18 protein-coding genes are annotated in these 16,950 nt (G+C 70.1%); 7 read left to right on the forward strand and 11 right to left on the reverse strand.

Annotated features, from left to right (window positions below):
• Positions 1-53 precede the first annotated feature (53 nt).
• Together purE and ACGTNF_RS08815 are read left to right on the forward strand one after the other, a co-directional pair.
• Entirely contained in the window at positions 54-563 is a 510-nt protein-coding gene (purE, locus tag ACGTNF_RS08810) for a 5-(carboxyamino)imidazole ribonucleotide mutase (RefSeq protein ID WP_016855809.1), read from the forward strand.
• A 27-nt stretch (positions 564-590) separates the two neighbouring features.
• Positions 591-1,718: a 5-(carboxyamino)imidazole ribonucleotide synthase gene (locus ACGTNF_RS08815; RefSeq protein ID WP_394601372.1), complete on the forward strand. Its 1,128-nt coding sequence runs from the start codon at positions 591-593 to the stop codon at positions 1,716-1,718.
• Between the two features lie 97 nt (positions 1,719-1,815).
• Here the strand turns inward: ACGTNF_RS08815 and ACGTNF_RS08820 are convergent, their stop codons facing one another.
• The gene (locus tag ACGTNF_RS08820) at positions 1,816-2,820 is read right to left on the reverse strand and encodes a YeiH family protein (protein WP_394601373.1); all 1,005 of its coding nucleotides are present in this window, start codon (positions 2,818-2,820) and stop codon (positions 1,816-1,818) included.
• Between the two features lie 99 nt (positions 2,821-2,919).
• Here ACGTNF_RS08820 and ACGTNF_RS08825 point away from each other — a divergent pair, with 99 nt between their 5' ends.
• Positions 2,920-3,840, forward strand: a complete 921-nt coding sequence (locus ACGTNF_RS08825; RefSeq protein WP_394601374.1) for a LysR substrate-binding domain-containing protein — start codon at positions 2,920-2,922, stop codon at positions 3,838-3,840.
• Positions 3,841-3,987: 147 nt separating this feature from the next.
• Here the strand turns inward: ACGTNF_RS08825 and ACGTNF_RS08830 are convergent, their stop codons facing one another.
• On the reverse strand, positions 3,988-4,776 hold the full coding sequence (locus tag ACGTNF_RS08830) for a TraX family protein (protein WP_394601375.1): 789 nt from the start codon (positions 4,774-4,776) through the stop codon (positions 3,988-3,990).
• A gap of 205 nt (positions 4,777-4,981) precedes the next feature.
• On the opposite strand from ACGTNF_RS08830, the gene cadR reads away from it, so the two are divergent.
• Positions 4,982-5,440 carry a Cd(II)/Pb(II)-responsive transcriptional regulator gene (gene cadR, locus ACGTNF_RS08835; RefSeq protein WP_016855804.1) on the forward strand — a complete coding sequence of 153 codons (459 nt, stop codon included), beginning with the start codon at positions 4,982-4,984 and terminating at the stop codon, positions 5,438-5,440.
• Positions 5,441-5,573: 133 nt separating this feature from the next.
• Here the strand turns inward: cadR and ACGTNF_RS08840 are convergent, their stop codons facing one another.
• The 7 genes from ACGTNF_RS08840 to ACGTNF_RS08870 all read right to left on the reverse strand — a co-directional run bounded on the left by ACGTNF_RS08840 (position 5,574) and on the right by ACGTNF_RS08870 (position 11,932).
• A complete protein-coding gene (locus ACGTNF_RS08840; RefSeq protein ID WP_394601376.1) occupies positions 5,574-6,341 on the reverse strand; it encodes a transporter substrate-binding domain-containing protein in 768 nt (255 codons plus the stop codon).
• A 137-nt stretch (positions 6,342-6,478) separates the two neighbouring features.
• Positions 6,479-7,210 (reverse strand): ABC transporter permease, encoded by a 732-nt coding sequence (locus ACGTNF_RS08845; protein WP_152478120.1) that lies wholly within the window; start codon positions 7,208-7,210, stop codon positions 6,479-6,481.
• The gene (locus ACGTNF_RS08850) at positions 7,210-7,914 is read right to left on the reverse strand and encodes an ABC transporter permease (RefSeq protein WP_394601377.1); all 705 of its coding nucleotides are present in this window, start codon (positions 7,912-7,914) and stop codon (positions 7,210-7,212) included. Before ACGTNF_RS08850 ends, ACGTNF_RS08845 begins: the two co-directional genes overlap by 1 nt.
• A gap of 24 nt (positions 7,915-7,938) precedes the next feature.
• Positions 7,939-8,709 (reverse strand): ABC transporter ATP-binding protein, encoded by a 771-nt coding sequence (locus ACGTNF_RS08855; protein WP_394601378.1) that lies wholly within the window; start codon positions 8,707-8,709, stop codon positions 7,939-7,941.
• A 218-nt stretch (positions 8,710-8,927) separates the two neighbouring features.
• Positions 8,928-9,920 (reverse strand): succinylglutamate desuccinylase, encoded by a 993-nt coding sequence (locus tag ACGTNF_RS08860; protein ID WP_394601379.1) that lies wholly within the window; start codon positions 9,918-9,920, stop codon positions 8,928-8,930.
• Positions 9,921-10,187: 267 nt separating this feature from the next.
• Positions 10,188-11,207: an SMP-30/gluconolactonase/LRE family protein gene (locus ACGTNF_RS08865; protein WP_394601380.1), complete on the reverse strand. Its 1,020-nt coding sequence runs from the start codon at positions 11,205-11,207 to the stop codon at positions 10,188-10,190.
• A 116-nt stretch (positions 11,208-11,323) separates the two neighbouring features.
• Positions 11,324-11,932, reverse strand: coding sequence for a lipocalin family protein (locus ACGTNF_RS08870; protein WP_444875011.1), 609 nt, complete (start codon positions 11,930-11,932; stop codon positions 11,324-11,326).
• A 157-nt stretch (positions 11,933-12,089) separates the two neighbouring features.
• Here ACGTNF_RS08870 and wrbA point away from each other — a divergent pair, with 157 nt between their 5' ends.
• Entirely contained in the window at positions 12,090-12,686 is a 597-nt protein-coding gene (wrbA, locus tag ACGTNF_RS08875) for an NAD(P)H:quinone oxidoreductase (RefSeq protein ID WP_394601381.1), read from the forward strand.
• A 52-nt stretch (positions 12,687-12,738) separates the two neighbouring features.
• On the opposite strand, the gene ACGTNF_RS08880 is transcribed toward wrbA, so the two are convergent.
• Positions 12,739-13,818, reverse strand: a complete 1,080-nt coding sequence (locus ACGTNF_RS08880; RefSeq protein ID WP_394601382.1) for a tartrate dehydrogenase — start codon at positions 13,816-13,818, stop codon at positions 12,739-12,741.
• A 105-nt stretch (positions 13,819-13,923) separates the two neighbouring features.
• Here ACGTNF_RS08880 and ACGTNF_RS08885 point away from each other — a divergent pair, with 105 nt between their 5' ends.
• Positions 13,924-14,874 (forward strand): LysR family transcriptional regulator, encoded by a 951-nt coding sequence (locus tag ACGTNF_RS08885; protein ID WP_394601383.1) that lies wholly within the window; start codon positions 13,924-13,926, stop codon positions 14,872-14,874.
• The gene (locus tag ACGTNF_RS08890) at positions 14,871-16,196 is read left to right on the forward strand and encodes a glycosyltransferase (RefSeq protein WP_394601384.1); all 1,326 of its coding nucleotides are present in this window, start codon (positions 14,871-14,873) and stop codon (positions 16,194-16,196) included. Before ACGTNF_RS08885 ends, ACGTNF_RS08890 begins: the two co-directional genes overlap by 4 nt.
• Before the next feature lie 66 nt (positions 16,197-16,262).
• Here ACGTNF_RS08890 and ACGTNF_RS08895 read toward each other — a convergent pair whose 3' ends face one another.
• Positions 16,263-16,940 carry a TVP38/TMEM64 family protein gene (locus ACGTNF_RS08895; protein ID WP_394601385.1) on the reverse strand — a complete coding sequence of 226 codons (678 nt, stop codon included), beginning with the start codon at positions 16,938-16,940 and terminating at the stop codon, positions 16,263-16,265.
• Positions 16,941-16,950 lie beyond the last annotated feature (10 nt).

The following is a 16,950-nucleotide window of genomic DNA, read 5'->3' on the forward strand; positions in this document are numbered from 1 at the left end:
GCCCGCGGCATCGGCTGCGAGGTGGTGTCATTCCCGTTTTTCAGGAGCCCAGGATGACAGCATCGAAGGAGACGCCGCGGGTCGGCGTGATCATGGGGTCGAAGTCCGACTGGCCGGTCATGGAGCATGCGGTGACCATGCTCGAGCGCCTCGGCGTGCCCTACGAGACCCGCGTCGTCTCGGCCCACCGCACCCCGGACCTGCTGTTCGACTACGCCAAGTCCGCCGCCGAGCGCGGCCTGCAGGTCATCATCGCCGGTGCCGGCGGGGCGGCCCACCTGCCCGGCATGGTGGCCTCCCAGACCGCGCTGCCGGTGCTCGGCGTGCCGGTGGAGTCCAAGGCCCTCAAGGGGCTGGATTCGCTGCTGTCGATCGTGCAGATGCCCGGCGGCATCGCCGTGGGCACCCTGGCCATCGGCAAGGCCGGCGCCACCAACGCCGGCCTGATGGCGTCCCAGATCGTCGGCCTGCAGGACGGCGAGGTGCGCGAGGCCGTGGAGGCCTTCCGCGCCGAGCAGACCCAGACGGTGCTGGACAATCCCGACCCGCGCCCCCTTCCCTGATCGCGAGTGACGAGCGAGGCAACCACGATGAACATCGGCGTACTCGGAGCCGGCCAGCTCGGCCGGATGCTGGCCCTGGCGGGCTACCCGCTGGCCAACCGCTTCACCTTCCTCGACACCACCGGCAACCCCAGCGCGGGCATCGGTGACGTCATGGTGCTGAACCTCGATAAAGAGGGGGATCAGAAGCACCTCGAGCGCTTCCTCGAGAAGGTCGATCTGGTCACCTACGAGTTCGAGCACCTGCCGGTGCCGCTGGTCCAGGCGATCGAGGAGCGCAAGCCGGTCTATCCCGGCAGCGAGGCGATCCGCGTCTGCCAGCACCGCGCCGAGGAGAAGGCGCTGTTCGATCGGCTGGCCATCCCGACCCCGGCCTATCGGCTGGTGGACAGCGCCGAGGCGCTGGAGGCCGCGGTGCGCGAGCTGGGCACGCCGGTGGTCGCCAAGTCCGTCACCGAGGGCTACGACGGCAAGGGCCAGGCGGTGATCAAGGACCCGGCCGATGCCGCCGAGGCCTGGCGCTCGATCAACCACCCGCGGCTGATCGTCGAGGCCTTCGTCGATTTCGTGCGCGAGGTGTCGATCATCGCCGTGCGCGGCCGCGACGGCGAGGTGGTGTTCTATCCGATGGCCGAGAACGTCCACGTCGACGGCATCCTGCGCTATTCGGTCGCGCCGATGCCGGACCTGGACGACGCCGTCCAGCAGACCGCCGACGGCTACATTCGGGCGCTGCTCGACGAGCTCGACTATGTCGGCGTGCTGACCCTGGAGCTGTTCCAGACCCGTGACGGCGGCCTGCTGGCCAACGAAATGGCGCCCCGGGTGCACAACTCCGGCCACTGGACCCAGGACGGCGCGGTGACCAGCCAGTTCGAGAACCACCTGCGCGCCATCCAGGGTCTGCCGCTGGGCAGCACCGCGGCCCGCGCGCCGACCTGCATGGTCAACGTGATCGGCCGCGAGGGCGAGGCGGCGAAGCTGCTCGAGATCGACGACGCCCACCTGCATCGCTACGACAAGGGCGAGCGCCCCGGGCGCAAGCTGGCCCACGTCAACCTGGTGGCGCCGACCTTTGATGCGCTGCTGGAGAAGGTCCGCGCCTGCGCGGCCCTGCTGCCCGACGCCCCGGCGCCGCGCTTCAGCTTCGAGTGAGGCCTCGCCTCATCGGCCGAAAGGAGAAGGCCGCGCCCTCGGGCGCGGCCTTCTGCGTGATGGCGATGAGTCAAGCGCCGTCGAGCGTCCCCGCCGGTCAGCCCATCAGCAGCCAGCTGGCCAGGCCGCCACCGCTCACCAGCAGCGCAAACAGGATCAGGGCCAGGATGAAGGGCTTGATGCCCAACGCCTTGAGCTTCTCCAGGCGTGTCTCAAAGCCCAGTGCGGCCATGGCCATGGTCAGGGCCAGCTGGCCGAGCTGCACCAGGGCCACATGGAGCGCGGCGGGCAGGGGCACGACGCTGTTGAAGACCACCATGGCCATGAAGCCGAAGGCGAACCAGGGAATCACCAGGCGGGCCTTGCCCTCGGCGCCTGAGGCCGCGTGGCGGCGCAGCCACCATTGGCCGACGATCAGCAGGAAGGGCACCAGCAGCATCACCCGAACCAGCTTGACGATCACCGCGTTGGCCAGGGCATCGGTGCCCACCGCCTCGCCGGCGGCGACCACCTGGGCGACCTCGTGGATGGTCGCGCCGATATAGATGCCGAACAGCTGTTCATCCATGCCCAGCAGCGGGTAGAGCAGGGGGTAGACCAGCATCGCCAGCGAGCCGAACAGCACCACCGTGGCCACCGCCATGGAGGTCGCGGCGGGACGCGAGCGAATGGTCGACTCGGTGGCCAGCACCGCGGCGGCGCCGCAGATCGCGCTACCGGCGCTGGTCAACAGGGTGGTCTCGCGGTCGAGCCCCAGCCACCGGGTACCGATCAGGTAGCCGGTCACCAGCACCGCGCCGATGACCAGCGCGTCCAGCAGCAGCACCTTCGGCCCCAGGCCGATGACCTGCTGCAGCGTCAGCGAGAGGCCGAACAGCACGATGCCGCCGCGCAGCAGTCGGCGGGTGGCGAAGGCGAGCCCCGGGCCGGCCAGGCTCAGGTGGCGAGACAGGCGCCGGGGCAGGGGCAGGTTGCCGGCCACGATGCCCAGCAGCAGGGCCATCACCAACGGGCTCACCCCGCTCTCGGCGAGCATCGGCAGCCGGGAAAGGGCGGTACCGCCGGCGGTCAGCAGGGTACAGAGGACGAGGCCTTGCCACATGGGTCACGCTCCGGGATGTTGTGGGTGACGGCCATGCTATGCGCTAATAGCGATTTTGGTTATCAGCTAATAACGAACCTGCTTTTCGGAAAAACCGATATGACGCCACAGGTCAGCTTTCGCCAGCTCCAGGTCTTCGCCGCCGTGGCCCGGCGCGGCACGGTGAGCGGTGCCGCCGCCGAACTGGCGCTGTCCCAGTCGGCCACCAGCCAGGCGCTCTCCGACCTGGAACGCCAGCTCGGCATGGCGCTGTTCGAGCGCCCGGGCCGTCGGCTGGTACTCAACGACCTCGGGCGGAGCCTGCTGCCACGGGCCGAGGAGTTGCTCGACGGCCTGGCCGGCTTCGTCGCCGCGGCTAGGGAACCGGAAGGCGAACTGCGCGGCACGCTCGGCATCTCGGCCAGCGCCACCGTGGGCACCTACCTGTTGCCCGGCCTGGTGGGGCGCTTCAGCGAGGCGCATCCACACGCCGAGCTGCGCCTGGGGCTGCGCAACACCCACGAGGTGGTCGGCGACGTGCTGCGGCTGGAGGCGGATCTGGGCCTGATCGAGGGCGAGTGCCGCGAGCCGGCGCTGGTCAGCGAACCCTGGTGCGAGGACCGGTTGGTGGTGGTGGCCGCGCCCGGCCACCCGCTGGCGAGCGGCGGCGGCCTCGAGGACGGCGATCTGTCCGAGGCCGGCTGGATCCTGCGCGAGCCAGGCTCCGGCACCCGCGAGGTGTTCGAGCAGGCCATGCGCGACCTGGGCCTGACGCCCCGGGTGCGCATGGCGCTGGGTCAGCACGAGGCGATCAAGCAGGCGGTGCTGGCGGGCCTGGGCCTCGGCTGCCTGTCGGCGCTGAGCGTGGCCGGCGAGCTCGAGCGCGGCGAGCTGGTGGCGCTCGACAGTGCCCTGGTGCTGCGCCGCACCTTCTCGCTGGTGTGGCACCCCGACCGCTATCGCAGCCTGCTGTGGCAGGCGTTCAAGGTGTTCCTCGTCGAGTGCCGGGCCGAGGGCACCAGCCGCGAGCCGCTTGCTTGATCCGCCTCGGCGCGCCTTCGCGGGCTGGCATGCCCTGAAGGCCGGTCGAGACATCGGGGCCTGCCACCGCGAGGTCGAATGCTGCGGGCCGGACCCTCGCCGGGCGCGGTGCTGGAGGCGGTCGGCGTCATCGCCGGCGAGGCCGGCTCAGGTGGCGATAGCCAGCCATAGCGCGATGGCCGCGAAGTGGGCGGGATACCAGGCCAGCCACAGGCGGCGCGGCATCGAGCACGGCACCCGGGGCGAGAGCCGGTGGGCGCCGGCGGCCAGCAGCAGGACCGCCAGGCAGGTGGCGACGGTGAAGGCCTTGGCCATCTCGGAGCTGTTCATCAGCCCGGCGGTGACCACCACCGGCAGCGCCGACACGAGCCCGAGCAGGCGCTCGCCCGCCGTCCCCCCGGCCGCGTGCAGGCGCTGCATGGCCAGCATGTAGAGCGGGATCATCAGCAGGCCCAGATGACCATACTCCACGACCCGGCCCGCCAGCGCCCACACCGCCAGGGCGGCCAGCGTCTCGGCGGTCAGCCGCCAGGCGGCGAGATCGCGCGCCCGCCGTGCCGGCAGGCTCAGAAGCCAGGCACCGCCGATCAGGCCCAGCGACAGCGTGAAGCAGATATTGAGGATCAGGCCGTCGATGTCGCGGGGCATCAGGGCATAGGGCAGCTGGGCGACCAGGCCGATCACCAGCACGCGCCGGGCGTAACGCAGCGGATCGCGGGTGTTGAACAGCCCGTGCCAGGCGACCATGGCGGCGAACAGCGGGAAGGCGATGCGCCCCAGCGAGGAGTCGATCCAGCCCAGCCCCCAGGCCTCGGGCACCGCGTAGCGCGACAGGTGATCGAGGGTCATGGTGATCAGCGCCAGCCACTGGCCCCAGCCCGTCCAGGCCGAGGAGGGGCGGGCGATGCTGGCATCGGCGTTGGCGGCGAGGGACATCGCGATCTCCTGTGGTGGGTGACCCTATCGATGACCGGCGCCAGGCGAGCGAGTTCGAGGCTTGGCGGTGCCTTGTCGATTTTCTGCACAGGGTGTCGCCGACCGGCATCGGTGTGAAAGCTGTTGATGTCGGCTTGTCTCATGCAATGCCTATAGTCACTATAGGAAGTGTCACGACCGACCACGCCCTTATCGGAGCCTGTTCATGAAGATCGGCGAGCTGGCGCGGCGCACCGACTGCCGCGTCGTCACCATCCGCTACTACGAGCGCGAGGGGCTGCTGCCCGAACCCGCCCGCAGCGAGGCCAACTATCGCCTCTACGGCGAGGCTCACGTCGAACGGCTGGCCTTCATCCGCCACTGCCGGGCGCTGGACATGACGCTCGACGAGATCCGCGCGCTGCTGGACTGCCACGATCATCCCGACCGACCCTGCCACGAGGCCGACGCGCTGATCGACGCCCACCTCGATCACGTGGCCGCCCGCATCGCCCAGCTTCAGGCCCTGGAAGGCGCCCTGCAGGCCCTACGCGCGCGCTGCCAGGGGCAACATTCCGCCGCCGAGTGCGGGATCCTCGATGCCCTGGCGCACCCGCCGGAAGACGCCGTGGCCAACGCCTCGGCCGACGGTGACCACGTGGCGGGGGTGCATCCCCGACTTTGAATACGGTTGGTGCGGGAGGATATCCCTCCGAAACGCCAGCGGCCCCGACAGTGTCGGGGCCGCTGGCGTTTCGGAGCCTGGCGTCCGGTGTGTCCCGGCGCCTGCTCGTCGAAGACCTTACTCGCTGAAGACCTTATTCACTGAAGTACTTGGCCTCGATCTCGTCGTAGGTGCCGTTGGCCTTGAGCGTGGAGAGCGCCTCGTTGAAGGCCTCGGCCAGCTCGCCGTCACGCTGGCGGAAGGCGATGCCGAAGCCTTCGCCGAAGTATTCCACCGGCTCGCTGATCGTCTCGCCGACGGTCTTGTAGTCGCCGGCCTCGCTGTCGATCAGGGTGGACTTGCCGATCGGGAAATCGAGGAAGGCGATGTCCAGGCGGCCGGCATCCATGTCCAGCACCATGTCGTCGGCGGTGGCGTAGCGGTTCACGTCGGCCACGTCGCCGTACATGTCGGTGACGTAGTTGTCCTGCAGGGTGCCGCGCTGCACGCCGATGGACTTGCCGTCCAGGGACTCGGTGTCGGGCGTGGTGATCTCGCTGTCAGCCGGGGCGAACCAGGCGGAGGGCGGGGTGATGTAGGGATCGGAAAACAGCACCTGCTCGCGACGCTGCTCGTTGATGGTCATCGAGGACATGATGGCGTCGTACTTGCGCGCCTTCAGCCCGGGAATGATGCCGTCCCAGCCCTGGACGACCCACTCGCACTGGATGCCGATCTCGGCGCACAGGGCATTGCCCAGGTCGATGTCGAAGCCGGTCAGCTCGCCGTCCGGGGTGCGGAATTCCATCGGCTCGTAGGGCACGTCGACGCCGATGCGGATGTCGCGGACGTCGGCACTGGCGGTGCCGGCGATCATGGCGGCGCTCAGCACGCCGAGGCTCAGGATCTTCTGAAACTTCATGGAGGGACTCCCCTTGTTGTTGATGGTCCGCCATGTGGGCGGCGATTGCGGGATGACCCGCCCACCTTAGCGGAAGGTCGGGCGGGTCGAAAGCTCGGGAACGAACGTTGGTTCCCAACGTTCGTTTGACGCTTGTCTCAGTGGCCCGCCGGCTTGAGGTGCGCGAGCAGCCGATTCTCCAGTCGACGGAAGAAGAAGATGATCGAGAAGGTCAGGCACAGGTAGATCGCCGCCACGAACAGGAAGGCGTCGAAGGGCGCGTAGAAGCGGGCGTAGACGAAGCGGGCCGCGCCGGTGAGGTCCATCAGCGTCACCACGCTGGCGATGGCGCTGGCGTGGAGCATGAAGATCACCTCGTTGCCGTAGGCCGGCAGGGCGCGGCGGAAGGCGCTGGGCAGCACGATGCGTCGCATCATCAGTCCCCAGGACATGCCGTAGGCCCGGGCCGCCTCGATCTCGCCCCTGGGCGTGGACTTGATCGCGCCGCGGAAGATCTCGGTGGTGTAGGCCCCGGTGTTCAGGGTGAAGGCGATCAGCGCCGGCACGAAGGGCTTCTCGAGGATCACCCACAGCCAGGTCTCCTGGATGCCCTCGACGAACACCACCCCGTAGTAGATCAGGTAGAGCTGCACCAGCAGCGGGGTGCCGCGGAACACGTAGCAGTAGAAGAAGATCGGCAGGCGCACCCAGGCCTTCTTCGAACCGCGGCCGATGGCCAGCGGCACCGCCAGCACCACGCCGATGATCAGCGACAGGAACACCAGCTGCACGGTGGTGACCAGGCCGTCGCCGTAGTAGCCGAGCGTCTGCAGGGTAAAGATGCTGTTGTCGGCCAGCCGGGCCTCGAGCCAGTTCATCAGGGCGTCCATCAGTTCGCCTCCCCGTAGCCGATGTCATAGCGCTTCTGCAGGCGGGCGAAGCCCCATTCGGAGACGCTGGCGATCAGCAGATAGACGGCCGCGACGATGATCATGAAGGTGAAGGGCTCGCGAGTCGCCTTGGAGGCCTCGGAAGCGACGCGGACCATGTCCGACAGGCCGATCACCGAGACCAGGGCGGTGGTCTTGAGCAGCACCATCCAGTTGTTGGACAGGCCGGGCAGGGCGTGGCGCATCATCTGCGGGAAGCGGATGCGGCGGAACACCAGCCAGGGGCGCATGCCGTAGGCGCGGCCGGCCTCGATCTGGCCGCTGTCCACGGCCATGAAGGCGCCGCGGAAGGTCTCGCCCATGTAGGCGCCGAAGATCAGGCCGATGGTGACCACGCCGGCCACGAACTCGTTGACGTTGATGAAGATGTCGACGTCGAACTGGTAGTAGAGCCAGTCGGTGACCATGTTGATGCCGATCTGGCCGCCGAAGAACAGCAGCATCATCAGCACCAGGTCCGGCACGCCGCGGATGACGGTGGTATAGAGGGTGCCGAGCTGGCGCAGGCCCCAGTGGCGGGACATCTTGGCGCTGGCGGTGGTGAGCCCCAGCACGATGGCCAGGAGCAGCGACAGCACCGCCAGCTCGACGGTGATCAGGGCGCCTTCGAACAGGCGCGGGCCGTAGCCGTGCAGATCGATCATGGGTGATCTCCTCGTGCGGGCGCCTTAGTGCTTGGGTGCCAGGAACTGCTTGAGACGCTCGGAGCGCGGATTGCCCAGCACCTGCTCGGGCGGTCCGGCTTCCTCGACCTGGCCCTGGTGCAGGTAGACGACCTGGGTGGAGACGTCGCGGGCGAAGGCCATCTCGTGGGTGACCACGATCATGGTGCGGCCCTCCTCGGCCAGGTCGCGCATGACCTTGAGCACGTCGCCGACCAGCTCCGGGTCGAGCGCCGAGGTCGGCTCGTCGAACAGCATCACCTCCGGGTCCATGGCCAGCGCCCGGGCGATGGCGCCGCGCTGCTGCTGGCCGCCGGAGAGTTGGGCCGGATAGTAGTCGGCGCGCTCGCCCAGGCCGACCCGCTCGAGCAGCTCGCGGGCGTGCTTGATGGCGTCCTGCTTCGACTTGCCGAGCACCTGCACCGGGGCCTCGATGACGTTTTCCAGCAGCGTCATGTGGGCCCACAGGTTGAAGCTCTGGAACACCATGGAGAGCCGGGCGCGCATGGCCACGACCTGCTTCCAGTCCGCCGGCTCGCGGCCGTGCTTGGTCTCCTTGAAGCGGATCGTCCCGCCGTGGACGATCAGCTCGCCCTCGTCGGGCTGCTCGAGCAGGTTCATGCAGCGCAGGAAGGTGCTCTTGCCGGAGCCGGAGGCTCCGATCAGGGTGATGACGTCGCCCTTGTGGGCCTGCAGGGAGAGCCCCTTGAGGACGTCGTTGTCGCCGAAGCGCTTCTTGATGTTGCGCACTTCCAGCGGAATCGGGGTGTCGGCCATGGAAAAGGCTCCAGTTCGAAGGGATCACCTGGGCGCTGCCGGAAATCGCACCGGCGACGCGACTTCGGGCAGGGCCCCAGAGACCGTTCGAGACGGTCCGGCGTGAAAAAGGGGGCGATTCTACCAGTCTCGACCGTGAACGGCAGGCCTTCTTGCCTCTGCGCTCGTTCGACCTTGGTCCGATAGTCAGCTGGCATCCTGCCAGACTGCCGTGCCGCTCAGTCGCTCTCGTCCGGCGCTGCGACCGCGCTGACCAGCAGGGCGGCGCGAGCACCGATCTCGACGGCGGCGTTGGGGAACACCACCCGCAGCGGCGCCTCGCCGACCGTGAAGGGGCCGTCGATCGCATCCTCGGCCAGCCGGGTGCCGGGGGCGAACTCGGTGAAGTTGGGCGTGTCGTCGGCGAAGCACAGCCGGAAGTCCTCGGCGTGGCGCTTGAGCTCGTGTTCGACGCGGAAGAAGGCCATGTCGGCCGTCGGGCGTTCCGCCGGGAGGCGGTTCTCGATCAACGCCGCGAGCAGCGCGCCCATGGGCGCCAGGGGCGCCAGGTCGTTCTCGCCGAAGGGCAGGGCGCGGCCGAGCTCCAGGGTGAAGGCCGCCGCGCCGTGGTAGTGCTTCGAATAGTGGGAGAAGGTCCAGCTGTGGGTGTGCTGGTGGAGCACCGCCTGGATGTCGGCACCCGCCAGCCAGCGCCACTGCTCGTCGGGCGTGGCGGCCTCGGCGAACGGCTCCACGGCGAAGCGCGGATACTGGCTGTCGCGGATCGCGGTGTGCAGGTCGTGGTGGATCCGGCGGCGCCCGCTGTGGTGCGCGAAGAAGGCGTCCACCGCGGCCATCAGCTCGCGGGCGCGGTCCGCTTCATGGCCCTCGGCGCCGAGGTCGCGGCGGAACAGCCGGTTGAGGTTGGTCTCGACGAAGCGGCTGCCGGCGCGGATGGCCTCGAGGTTGCCGAGGATCACCAGCGTCGGGCTGGCCGGCGTGAGCCGTCCGGCCTCCAGCCGTGCCAGCAGGTCGCCGACCAGCTCGATGGGCGCGGTCTCGTTGCCGTGGATGCCGGCGGAGAGCACCAGCGCCGGAGCCGTGGGCGACGGCGAGGCGGGCAGGAGCTCGAGCAGGCCGGGGCCGTGGATGCGGTAGCGGCCGCCGGGCAGCTCGCCCTCGGGGGCGGCGGCGGCCCCGTCCAGGGTGAGGGACAGCCACTCAGCCAGCATGTCGACCTCGCGAGATCGGCGGGCGGCCGGCGGCGGCCGGACAGGCCTCGGGCAGCGTGATGCGGGGCATGGGGCAGAATCCTTGTTATGTCGTTGTGGAGACGGAGTCTGACCCTACCTTCCGGTGCCGCGCCGGCCGCCGCAAGGCCGGCTGTCGATTTGATGAAAGAGCCGGTGCCTGAGTGAAAAGCCGGCGCCCGGCCATCGGGGGCGGGCGCCGGATGAATGGCGCGCCGCACGCGCCTCGAGCCGCGTGGCGGGGCGGGATCAGGCGCCGCGGGCGCCGGTGTAGAGGGTGTAGACGGAGCGGCTGGCGGTCATCATCAGCCGGTTGCGGTCCTCGCCGGTGAAGCAGACGTTGGCGCAGACCTCGGGCAGCAGGATGCGGCCGAGGCGCTCGCCCTCGGCGGTGAAGATGCTGACGCCGTCCTTGCCCTCGCCGCCGGAGGTGCCCACCCAGAGGTTGCCGTCCTCGTCCACGGCCATGCCGTCGTAGCCCTCGCCCTGGCCCTCGAGCAGGCGCTCGCCCTCGGAGACGGCCGTGCCGTCCTCGGCGAGCGTGAAGCGGAAGATGGCGGCGGGCTGGTCGGGATGGTGCGAGGGCGCGGTGTCGGTGACGTAGAGCGTGCGCCGGTCCGGGCTCAGGGCGATGCCGTTGGGCTTGTAGGGTGCGGTGGTCAGGCGCCGTGGCTCGTCCAGGGTGTCGTCGACGTAGTAGACCGCTGGCTCGAGTTCCAGCTCGCGCTTGTGGCCCTCGTAGTCCACGTGGGCGCCGTACCCGGGGTCGGTGAAGATGACGCCGCCGCCGGGCAGGGTGACCAGGTCGTTGGGCGCGTTGAGGCGCTTGCCCTGCCAGCCGTCGGCCAGCACGGTCACGCCGCCGTCCCACTCATAGCGCACCACCCGGGCCGGGGAGTGCTCGCAGGCCATCAGCCGGCCGCGGTCGTCGAAGGCGTGGCCGTTGGAGTGGCCGACCTCGTGGCGCAGCACGCTGACCGTGTTGCTGGCCTCGTCCCAGCGCATCTGGCGGGCGCGGGGAATGTCGCTGAACACCGCGTAGCGGCCCACGGCGTTCCAGGCCGGCCCCTCGAGCCACAGCCCGCCGCTCCAGATCCGCTCCAGCGGCGAGTTGAACAGCATGTAGCGCTCGAAGCGCTCGTCGAGCACCTGCCAGCAGTCGTTGGGATAGCGCGCGGGCGGCTCGGCGCGGGCGAACAGCGAGGGCGAGCCCGCCGCGGCGGTCAAGGCGGCGGTCCCGGCCAGGAACTGACGGCGTCCTATCGTCATGTGTCACCTCATGTGAAGCACGTGTGGGGTTCGGAGTGCGTCCATGAGGATGACGTGAAGTGCGTGAATGTGTAACTACGACAAACGTATGTTGTACATTTTCGCGTGGCGCGCGATCAGCTCTCGCGGCGCCAGGGCGCGCAGGCGGCCTCGCCCTGTTCCACCTCGATCAGCTCGTCCACCGGGAAGTCCAGCGCCTCGGCGCGCTCGACCAGGTCGCGGTAGGTGTCCGACGCCAGCTCGGGGGTGCGCGAGAGCATCCACAGGTAGTCGCGGTCGGGGCCGGCGACCAGCGCCCAGTCGTAGTCGTCGGCCAGCGCCAGCACGTTGTAGCCGGCGTAGAAGGGGCCGAAGAAGCTGACCTTGAGACGGCCCTGGCCGGGCTCGCCGATCGGATAGGCCTTGCCCTCGGCGACGTCGACCTCGCCGGCGTCCAGGTCGACGCCGCGGTTGATCACCCGGATGCCGCCGTCGTCGCGGCGGGCGTAGTCGGCGGTGACGCAGTCCAGGCCCTCCTCGAAGGAGTGATCGAAGCGGGCGACCTCGTACCAGCGGCCCAGATAGCGCTCGGCGTCGAAGCCGTCGACCGGCTGGGTGCCCTGGGGCACGCCGGTGCAGGCGGCGAGCCCGAGCGGCAGCAGGGCGGCGCCGAGCAGCGCCCGGGCGCGGGGCATGGCGAGCGGATGCGCGTCGGGCGCGGGGCAGTGACGGGTGGGATGGGGCATCGGGACCTCCGTGTCGAGTGCGTTGCGGCCAGCATAAGCGCGATCCGGCGACGCCACCAGGCGCAGATCGCCGAGGGATGTCTAGACTGCAGGGGGCGCGTTCGCGACACCCTCGTGCCCTGGACGCGCAGGACATTCCTTCGCGGGAGGCAGATTCATGACCAAGGTACTGGTGCTCTATCACTCGATGTACGGCCACGTCGACACCCTGGCCCGGGCCGTGGCCGAGGGGGCCGGCCGGGTCGACGGCGTCGAGGTCGACCTCAAGCGGGTGCCCGAGACCATGGGCACCGAGGCGTTTGCCAAGGCCGGCGGCCAGACCTTCGATACCCCCGAGGCGAGCCCCCAGGAGCTGGCCGACTACGATGCGCTGATCGTCGGCACGCCCACCCGCTTCGGCAACATGTCCGGCCAGATGCGCACCTTCTTCGACCAGACCGGCGGCCTGTGGGCCAAGGGGGCGCTGCGCGGCAAGGTGGCCAGCGTCTTCACATCCACCGGCACCGGCGGCGGCAACGAGTCCACCGTGCTCAGCGTGTGGCCGACCCTGGCCCACCACGGCATGGTGATCGTGCCGCTGGGCTATGGCATCGAGGCGCAGTTCGACATCTCCGAGGTCAAGGGTGGCTCGCCCTATGGTGCCGCCACCCTGGCCGGCGGCGACGGCTCGCGCCAGCCGAGCGATACCGAGCTCGAGCTGGCGCGCTTCCAGGGCGAGCACGTGGCCGGCATCGCGGCGAAGCTGGCCGGCTAGTCGGCCATCGCCTCGCTCTTCTGGCGCCCCGCTCCATGCGGGGCGTCGTCGTTCAGGCGTCGGCGGCGATGCGCTCGGCGATGGCGCGGCCCAGCTCCTCGGTGGTGCCGCGGCCCTTGAGGTCCGGCGTCAGCGTCGCGGCGTCGCCCTCGGCGAGCACCGCCTCGATGGCGGCGAGGATGGCCGCGCCGGCCTCCGGGTGGCCCAGGTGCTCGAGCATCATGGCGCCGGACCAGATCTGGCCGATGGGGTTGGCGATGCCGCGCCCGGCGATGTCCGGGGCGCTGCCGTGGACCGGCTCGAACAGGCTCGGGAAGGTGCCCTCGGGGTTGATGTTGGCCGAGGGCGCGACGCCGATGGTGCCGGTGCAGGCCGGGCCCAGGTCGGAGAGGATGTCGCCGAACAGGTTGCTGGCCACCACCACGTCGAACCAGTCCGGGTGCAGCACGAAGTTGGCGGTGAGGATGTCGATGTGGAACTGGTCGACCTCCACCTCCGGGTAGCGCTCGCCCATGGCGGCGACGCGCCTGTCCCACCAGGGCATGGTGATGGCGATGCCGTTGGACTTGGTGGCCGAGGTCAGCTTCTTGCGTGGGCGGGTCTGGGCCAGGTCGAAGGCGTACTTCAGCACCCGGTCGACCCCGGTGCGGGTCATCACCGTCTCCTGGATCACCACCTCGCGCTCGGTGCCCTCGAACATGGTGCCGCCGACGCTGGAGTACTCGCCCTCGGTGTTCTCGCGTACCACGTAGAAGTCGATGTCGCCCGGTTTGCGCCCGGCCAGCGGGCTCTCGATGCCCGGCAGCAGGCGGCACGGCCGCAGGTTGACGTACTGGTCGAACTCGCGGCGGAACTTGAGCAGCGAGCCCCACAGCGAGACGTGGTCCGGCACCGTCTCGGGCCAGCCGATGGCGCCGTAGTAGAGGGCGTCGAAGGCGACCAGGGTCGAGTGCCAGTCGTCGGGCAGCATCTGGCCGTGCTCGAGGTAGTAGTCGCAGCTGGCGAAGTCGAAGGCCTCGAAGGTCAGGTCGAGGTCGAAGCGGCGGGCGGCGGCCTCCAGGGCGCGCAGGCCCTCGGGCATGACTTCCTTGCCGATGCCGTCACCGGCGAGCACGGCGATGCGCTGGGTCATGGGAACTCCTGTCTTGGAATGAGCCTGCACCCAGTCTAGCGGCGGACAGGGCGGAGATAATCGGGGTAACATTCAAGCCATTGTTGATTTCAGGTGGAGAATGCGGTGACGCCCCTCGACGATCTGGCCTTCTTCCAGCGCCTCGCCCGGGCCGGCAGCCTGACCGCCACCGCCCGCGAGCTCGGGCTGTCGCTGTCGGCGGTGAGCAAGCGCCTGCAGCGGCTCGAGGCGCGCCTGGGCGTCTCGCTGGCGGCGCGCACCACCCGGCGCCTGACGCTGACCGCCGAGGGCGAGCGCTATCTGGCCCGCGGCGGGGCCATCCTCGACGACCTGACGGAGCTCGAGGAGACCCTCGGCGACCATCGCGCCGAGCTCTCCGGGCCGCTGCGCATCAACGCCACCTTCGGCTTCGGGCGCCGCCACGTGGCACCGCTGCTGTCGGCCTTCCGCGCCCGGCACCCGCGCCTGGAGGCGAGCCTCGAGCTGACCAACTTCCCGCTCGGGCTGGCCGACCAGGGCATCGACATCGGCATCCGGGTCGGCGAGCCGCCGGACTCGCGGCTGGTGGCCCGTCGCATCCTGGCCAGCCGGCGGGTGCTGTGTGCGGCGCCGGGCTATGTGGCGACGATGCCGCCGCTGCGCGAGCCCGGCGACCTGGTCCGGCATGCCTGCCTGGTGCTGCGCGAGATCGCCAGCGACTACGCGGTGTGGCGCTTCGAGCGCCGCGAGGCGCCCGGCGAGGAGCGTGCGGTGAAGGTCACCGGCCCCATGGCCAGCAACGACGGCGAGGTGATCCGCGGCCTGGCCCGCGACGGCCAGGGCATCGCCCTGCGCTCCTGGTGGGACGTGCACGAGGATCTGGCGGCGGGGCGGCTGGTCGAACTGCTGCCCGGGTGGCAGGGCGTGCGCGCGGACTTCCATGCCGTGTATGATCGGCGCCGCCACGTCCCGCTGCGGATTCGTGCCTTCATCGCCTATCTTGAGCAGGAGATGCCGGGACGCGTGCCGGCACAGGACGTGCTTTCGCAAGCCAGGCAAGGAGAGTCGCCACCGTGAATGTGCTGATGTTCACCAACACCTATCTGCCCATCGTCGGCGGCGTCAGCGAGTCCGTGCAGCGACTCAAGCGACAGCTCCAGGCCACCGGCCACAAGGTGCTGGTGGTGGCCCCGCGCCTGGAGGGACAGCCGGACTTCGAGGCCGACGTGGTGCGGGTGGCGGCGGTCCAGCACTTCAACGGCAGCGACTTCTCGCTGCCGGTGCCGATTCCCGGCCAGCTGTATGACGCCATCGAGGCCTTCGAGCCCGACCTGGTGCACACGCATCACCCCTTCCTGCTCGGCGACACCGCGGCCCGGGCCGCCGAGACCTACGGCCTGCCGCTGGTGTTCACCCACCACACCCTCTACGAGCACTACACCCACTACGTGCCGGGCGACTCGCCGCGCATGCAGCGCTTCGCCGTGGCGCTGGCGACCCAGTACACCTGGCTGTGCGACGCCGTGATCGCGCCCAGCGAGAGCATCCGCGACCTGCTGCTGGCGCGCGACGGCAATCCCGAGATCCGCGTGGTGCCGAGCGGCGTGGACACGGCGCGCTTCACCGGCGGCGACGGGGCCGGCTGCCGGGAAGCGCAGGGCATTCCCGAGGGCGCCTACGTGATCGGCCATCTGGGGCGGCTGGCCCACGAGAAGAACCTGGTGTTCCTGGCCGAGGCCGTGTGCCGGACGCTGGACGCCCGGCCGGAGGCCCGCTTCCTGGTGGTCGGCGACGGCGACGCCGCCGAGGGCATGGCCATGGTCGCCGAGGAGTGGGGCGTCGACGAGCGCGTCCACTTCACCGGCCGCCTGCAGGGTCAGGCGCTGATCGACGCCTATCACGCCATGGACGTCTTCGCCTTCGCCTCCCACAGCGAGACCCAGGGCATGGTGGTGGCCGAGGCCATGGCCGCCGGCCTGCCGGTGGTGGCGGTCGAAGCGCCGGGTGTGGTGGAGGTGGTGGCGGACGAGGAAAACGGCCGGCTGCTGGCCGAGGACGACGCCGAGGCCATGGCGGCGGCCCTCGACGCGCTCGGAGACCCGGTGCGGCGCCTGCCGCTGCAGCACGGCGCCCTGGCCACCGCCGCGGACTACGACGAGCGGCTCTGCGCCGAGCGCTGCCTGGCCGTCTACCGGCGGGCGATCGCCAGCGGCGGGCCCTTCACCCACGCCGACGACGGCGGCTGGGACCGCGTGCGCGGCCGGCTGGGCGCCGAATGGCAGATGCTGCGCTATCGCGGGCGGATCCTGCGCCACCTGGTGCAGGAGGAGTGGGAGCAGGAGCGGCCCTCCTGGTGGCCCGGCAACCGTTCCGACGAGCCCGAACTGCCCTCCAAGTAAGCCGCCTTCCGAGCCAGGAATGTCCGTCTCGGCGGCCCCTTCGTCAATGCCCCGGGACGGCGCCTGTCAGCGCCGCCGGCGGCGATCGGCCCAGCGCTTGAGCCCGTAGAGCAGCGCCGCGCCCAGCACCAGCCCGCCGAGGGCCATGACCACGTCCTGGCGGCTGTCGGCGGCGGCCAGCTGTCCGAGCTGGCTGCCGAGCAGCGTCACGCCGGCGAGCCCGGGCAGGATGCCCAGGGTCGAGCCGATCATGTAGTCGCGAAAACGCAGGTGGAAGGCCCCGGCCATCATGTTGGTCAGGGTGAAGGGCGCCAGCGGCAGCAGGTTCACCAGCGTCATGGTGCGGATGCCACGCCCCGAGAGGTAACGCGACAGGCCCTTGAGGCGCTGTCCGCCGTAGCGCAGCAGGGCATCGCGGCCCAGCTTGCGGCCCACCCACCAGGTCAGCACCGAGGCACTGAGCGTGCCGGCCAGCGCGTAGCCGAAGCCCCACCAGGGGCCGAACAGCAGCCCCGTCAGCGCCACCAGCAGGCTCAGCGGGAACATCACCAGCGAGGCGCCGGCGTAGACCGCCATCACCACCAGTACCGCCCAGGGCGCGTCGCGCCAGGCCACCGAGCCCTTGGCCAGCGCCAGCAGGCTGTCGACGGTGAGCAGGTCCTGCATGGCCAGCCATTGCCACAGCAGGCCCAGGGCGATGAGCAGGGTCAGGACGGCGGTGAGGAGGCCGAGGGATCGGGACATGGGGCGCGAG

This window comes from Halomonas sp. B23F22_10, assembly GCF_043496975.1.
GTDB lineage: Bacteria > Pseudomonadota > Gammaproteobacteria > Pseudomonadales > Halomonadaceae > Halomonas > Halomonas smyrnensis.

Bases quoted from the DNA above. Each gene is read 5' to 3' on its own strand.
- purE (WP_016855809.1), top strand. From the start codon at position 54: ATGACAGCATCGAAGGAGACGCCGCGGGTCGGCGTGATCATGGGGTCG.
- ACGTNF_RS08815 (WP_394601372.1), top strand. From the start codon at position 591: ATGAACATCGGCGTACTCGGAGCCGGCCAGCTCGGCCGGATGCTGGCC.
- ACGTNF_RS08820 (WP_394601373.1), bottom strand. From the start codon at position 2,820: ATGTGGCAAGGCCTCGTCCTCTGTACCCTGCTGACCGCCGGCGGTACC.
- ACGTNF_RS08825 (WP_394601374.1), top strand. From the start codon at position 2,920: ATGACGCCACAGGTCAGCTTTCGCCAGCTCCAGGTCTTCGCCGCCGTG.
- ACGTNF_RS08830 (WP_394601375.1), bottom strand. From the start codon at position 4,776: ATGTCCCTCGCCGCCAACGCCGATGCCAGCATCGCCCGCCCCTCCTCG.
- cadR (WP_016855804.1), top strand. From the start codon at position 4,982: ATGAAGATCGGCGAGCTGGCGCGGCGCACCGACTGCCGCGTCGTCACC.
- ACGTNF_RS08840 (WP_394601376.1), bottom strand. From the start codon at position 6,341: ATGAAGTTTCAGAAGATCCTGAGCCTCGGCGTGCTGAGCGCCGCCATG.
- ACGTNF_RS08845 (WP_152478120.1), bottom strand. From the start codon at position 7,210: ATGGACGCCCTGATGAACTGGCTCGAGGCCCGGCTGGCCGACAACAGC.
- ACGTNF_RS08850 (WP_394601377.1), bottom strand. From the start codon at position 7,914: ATGATCGATCTGCACGGCTACGGCCCGCGCCTGTTCGAAGGCGCCCTG.
- ACGTNF_RS08855 (WP_394601378.1), bottom strand. From the start codon at position 8,709: ATGGCCGACACCCCGATTCCGCTGGAAGTGCGCAACATCAAGAAGCGC.
- ACGTNF_RS08860 (WP_394601379.1), bottom strand. From the start codon at position 9,920: ATGCTGGCTGAGTGGCTGTCCCTCACCCTGGACGGGGCCGCCGCCGCC.
- ACGTNF_RS08865 (WP_394601380.1), bottom strand. From the start codon at position 11,207: ATGACGATAGGACGCCGTCAGTTCCTGGCCGGGACCGCCGCCTTGACC.
- ACGTNF_RS08870 (WP_444875011.1), bottom strand. From the start codon at position 11,932: ATGCCCCATCCCACCCGTCACTGCCCCGCGCCCGACGCGCATCCGCTC.
- wrbA (WP_394601381.1), top strand. From the start codon at position 12,090: ATGACCAAGGTACTGGTGCTCTATCACTCGATGTACGGCCACGTCGAC.
- ACGTNF_RS08880 (WP_394601382.1), bottom strand. From the start codon at position 13,818: ATGACCCAGCGCATCGCCGTGCTCGCCGGTGACGGCATCGGCAAGGAA.
- ACGTNF_RS08895 (WP_394601385.1), bottom strand. From the start codon at position 16,940: ATGTCCCGATCCCTCGGCCTCCTCACCGCCGTCCTGACCCTGCTCATC.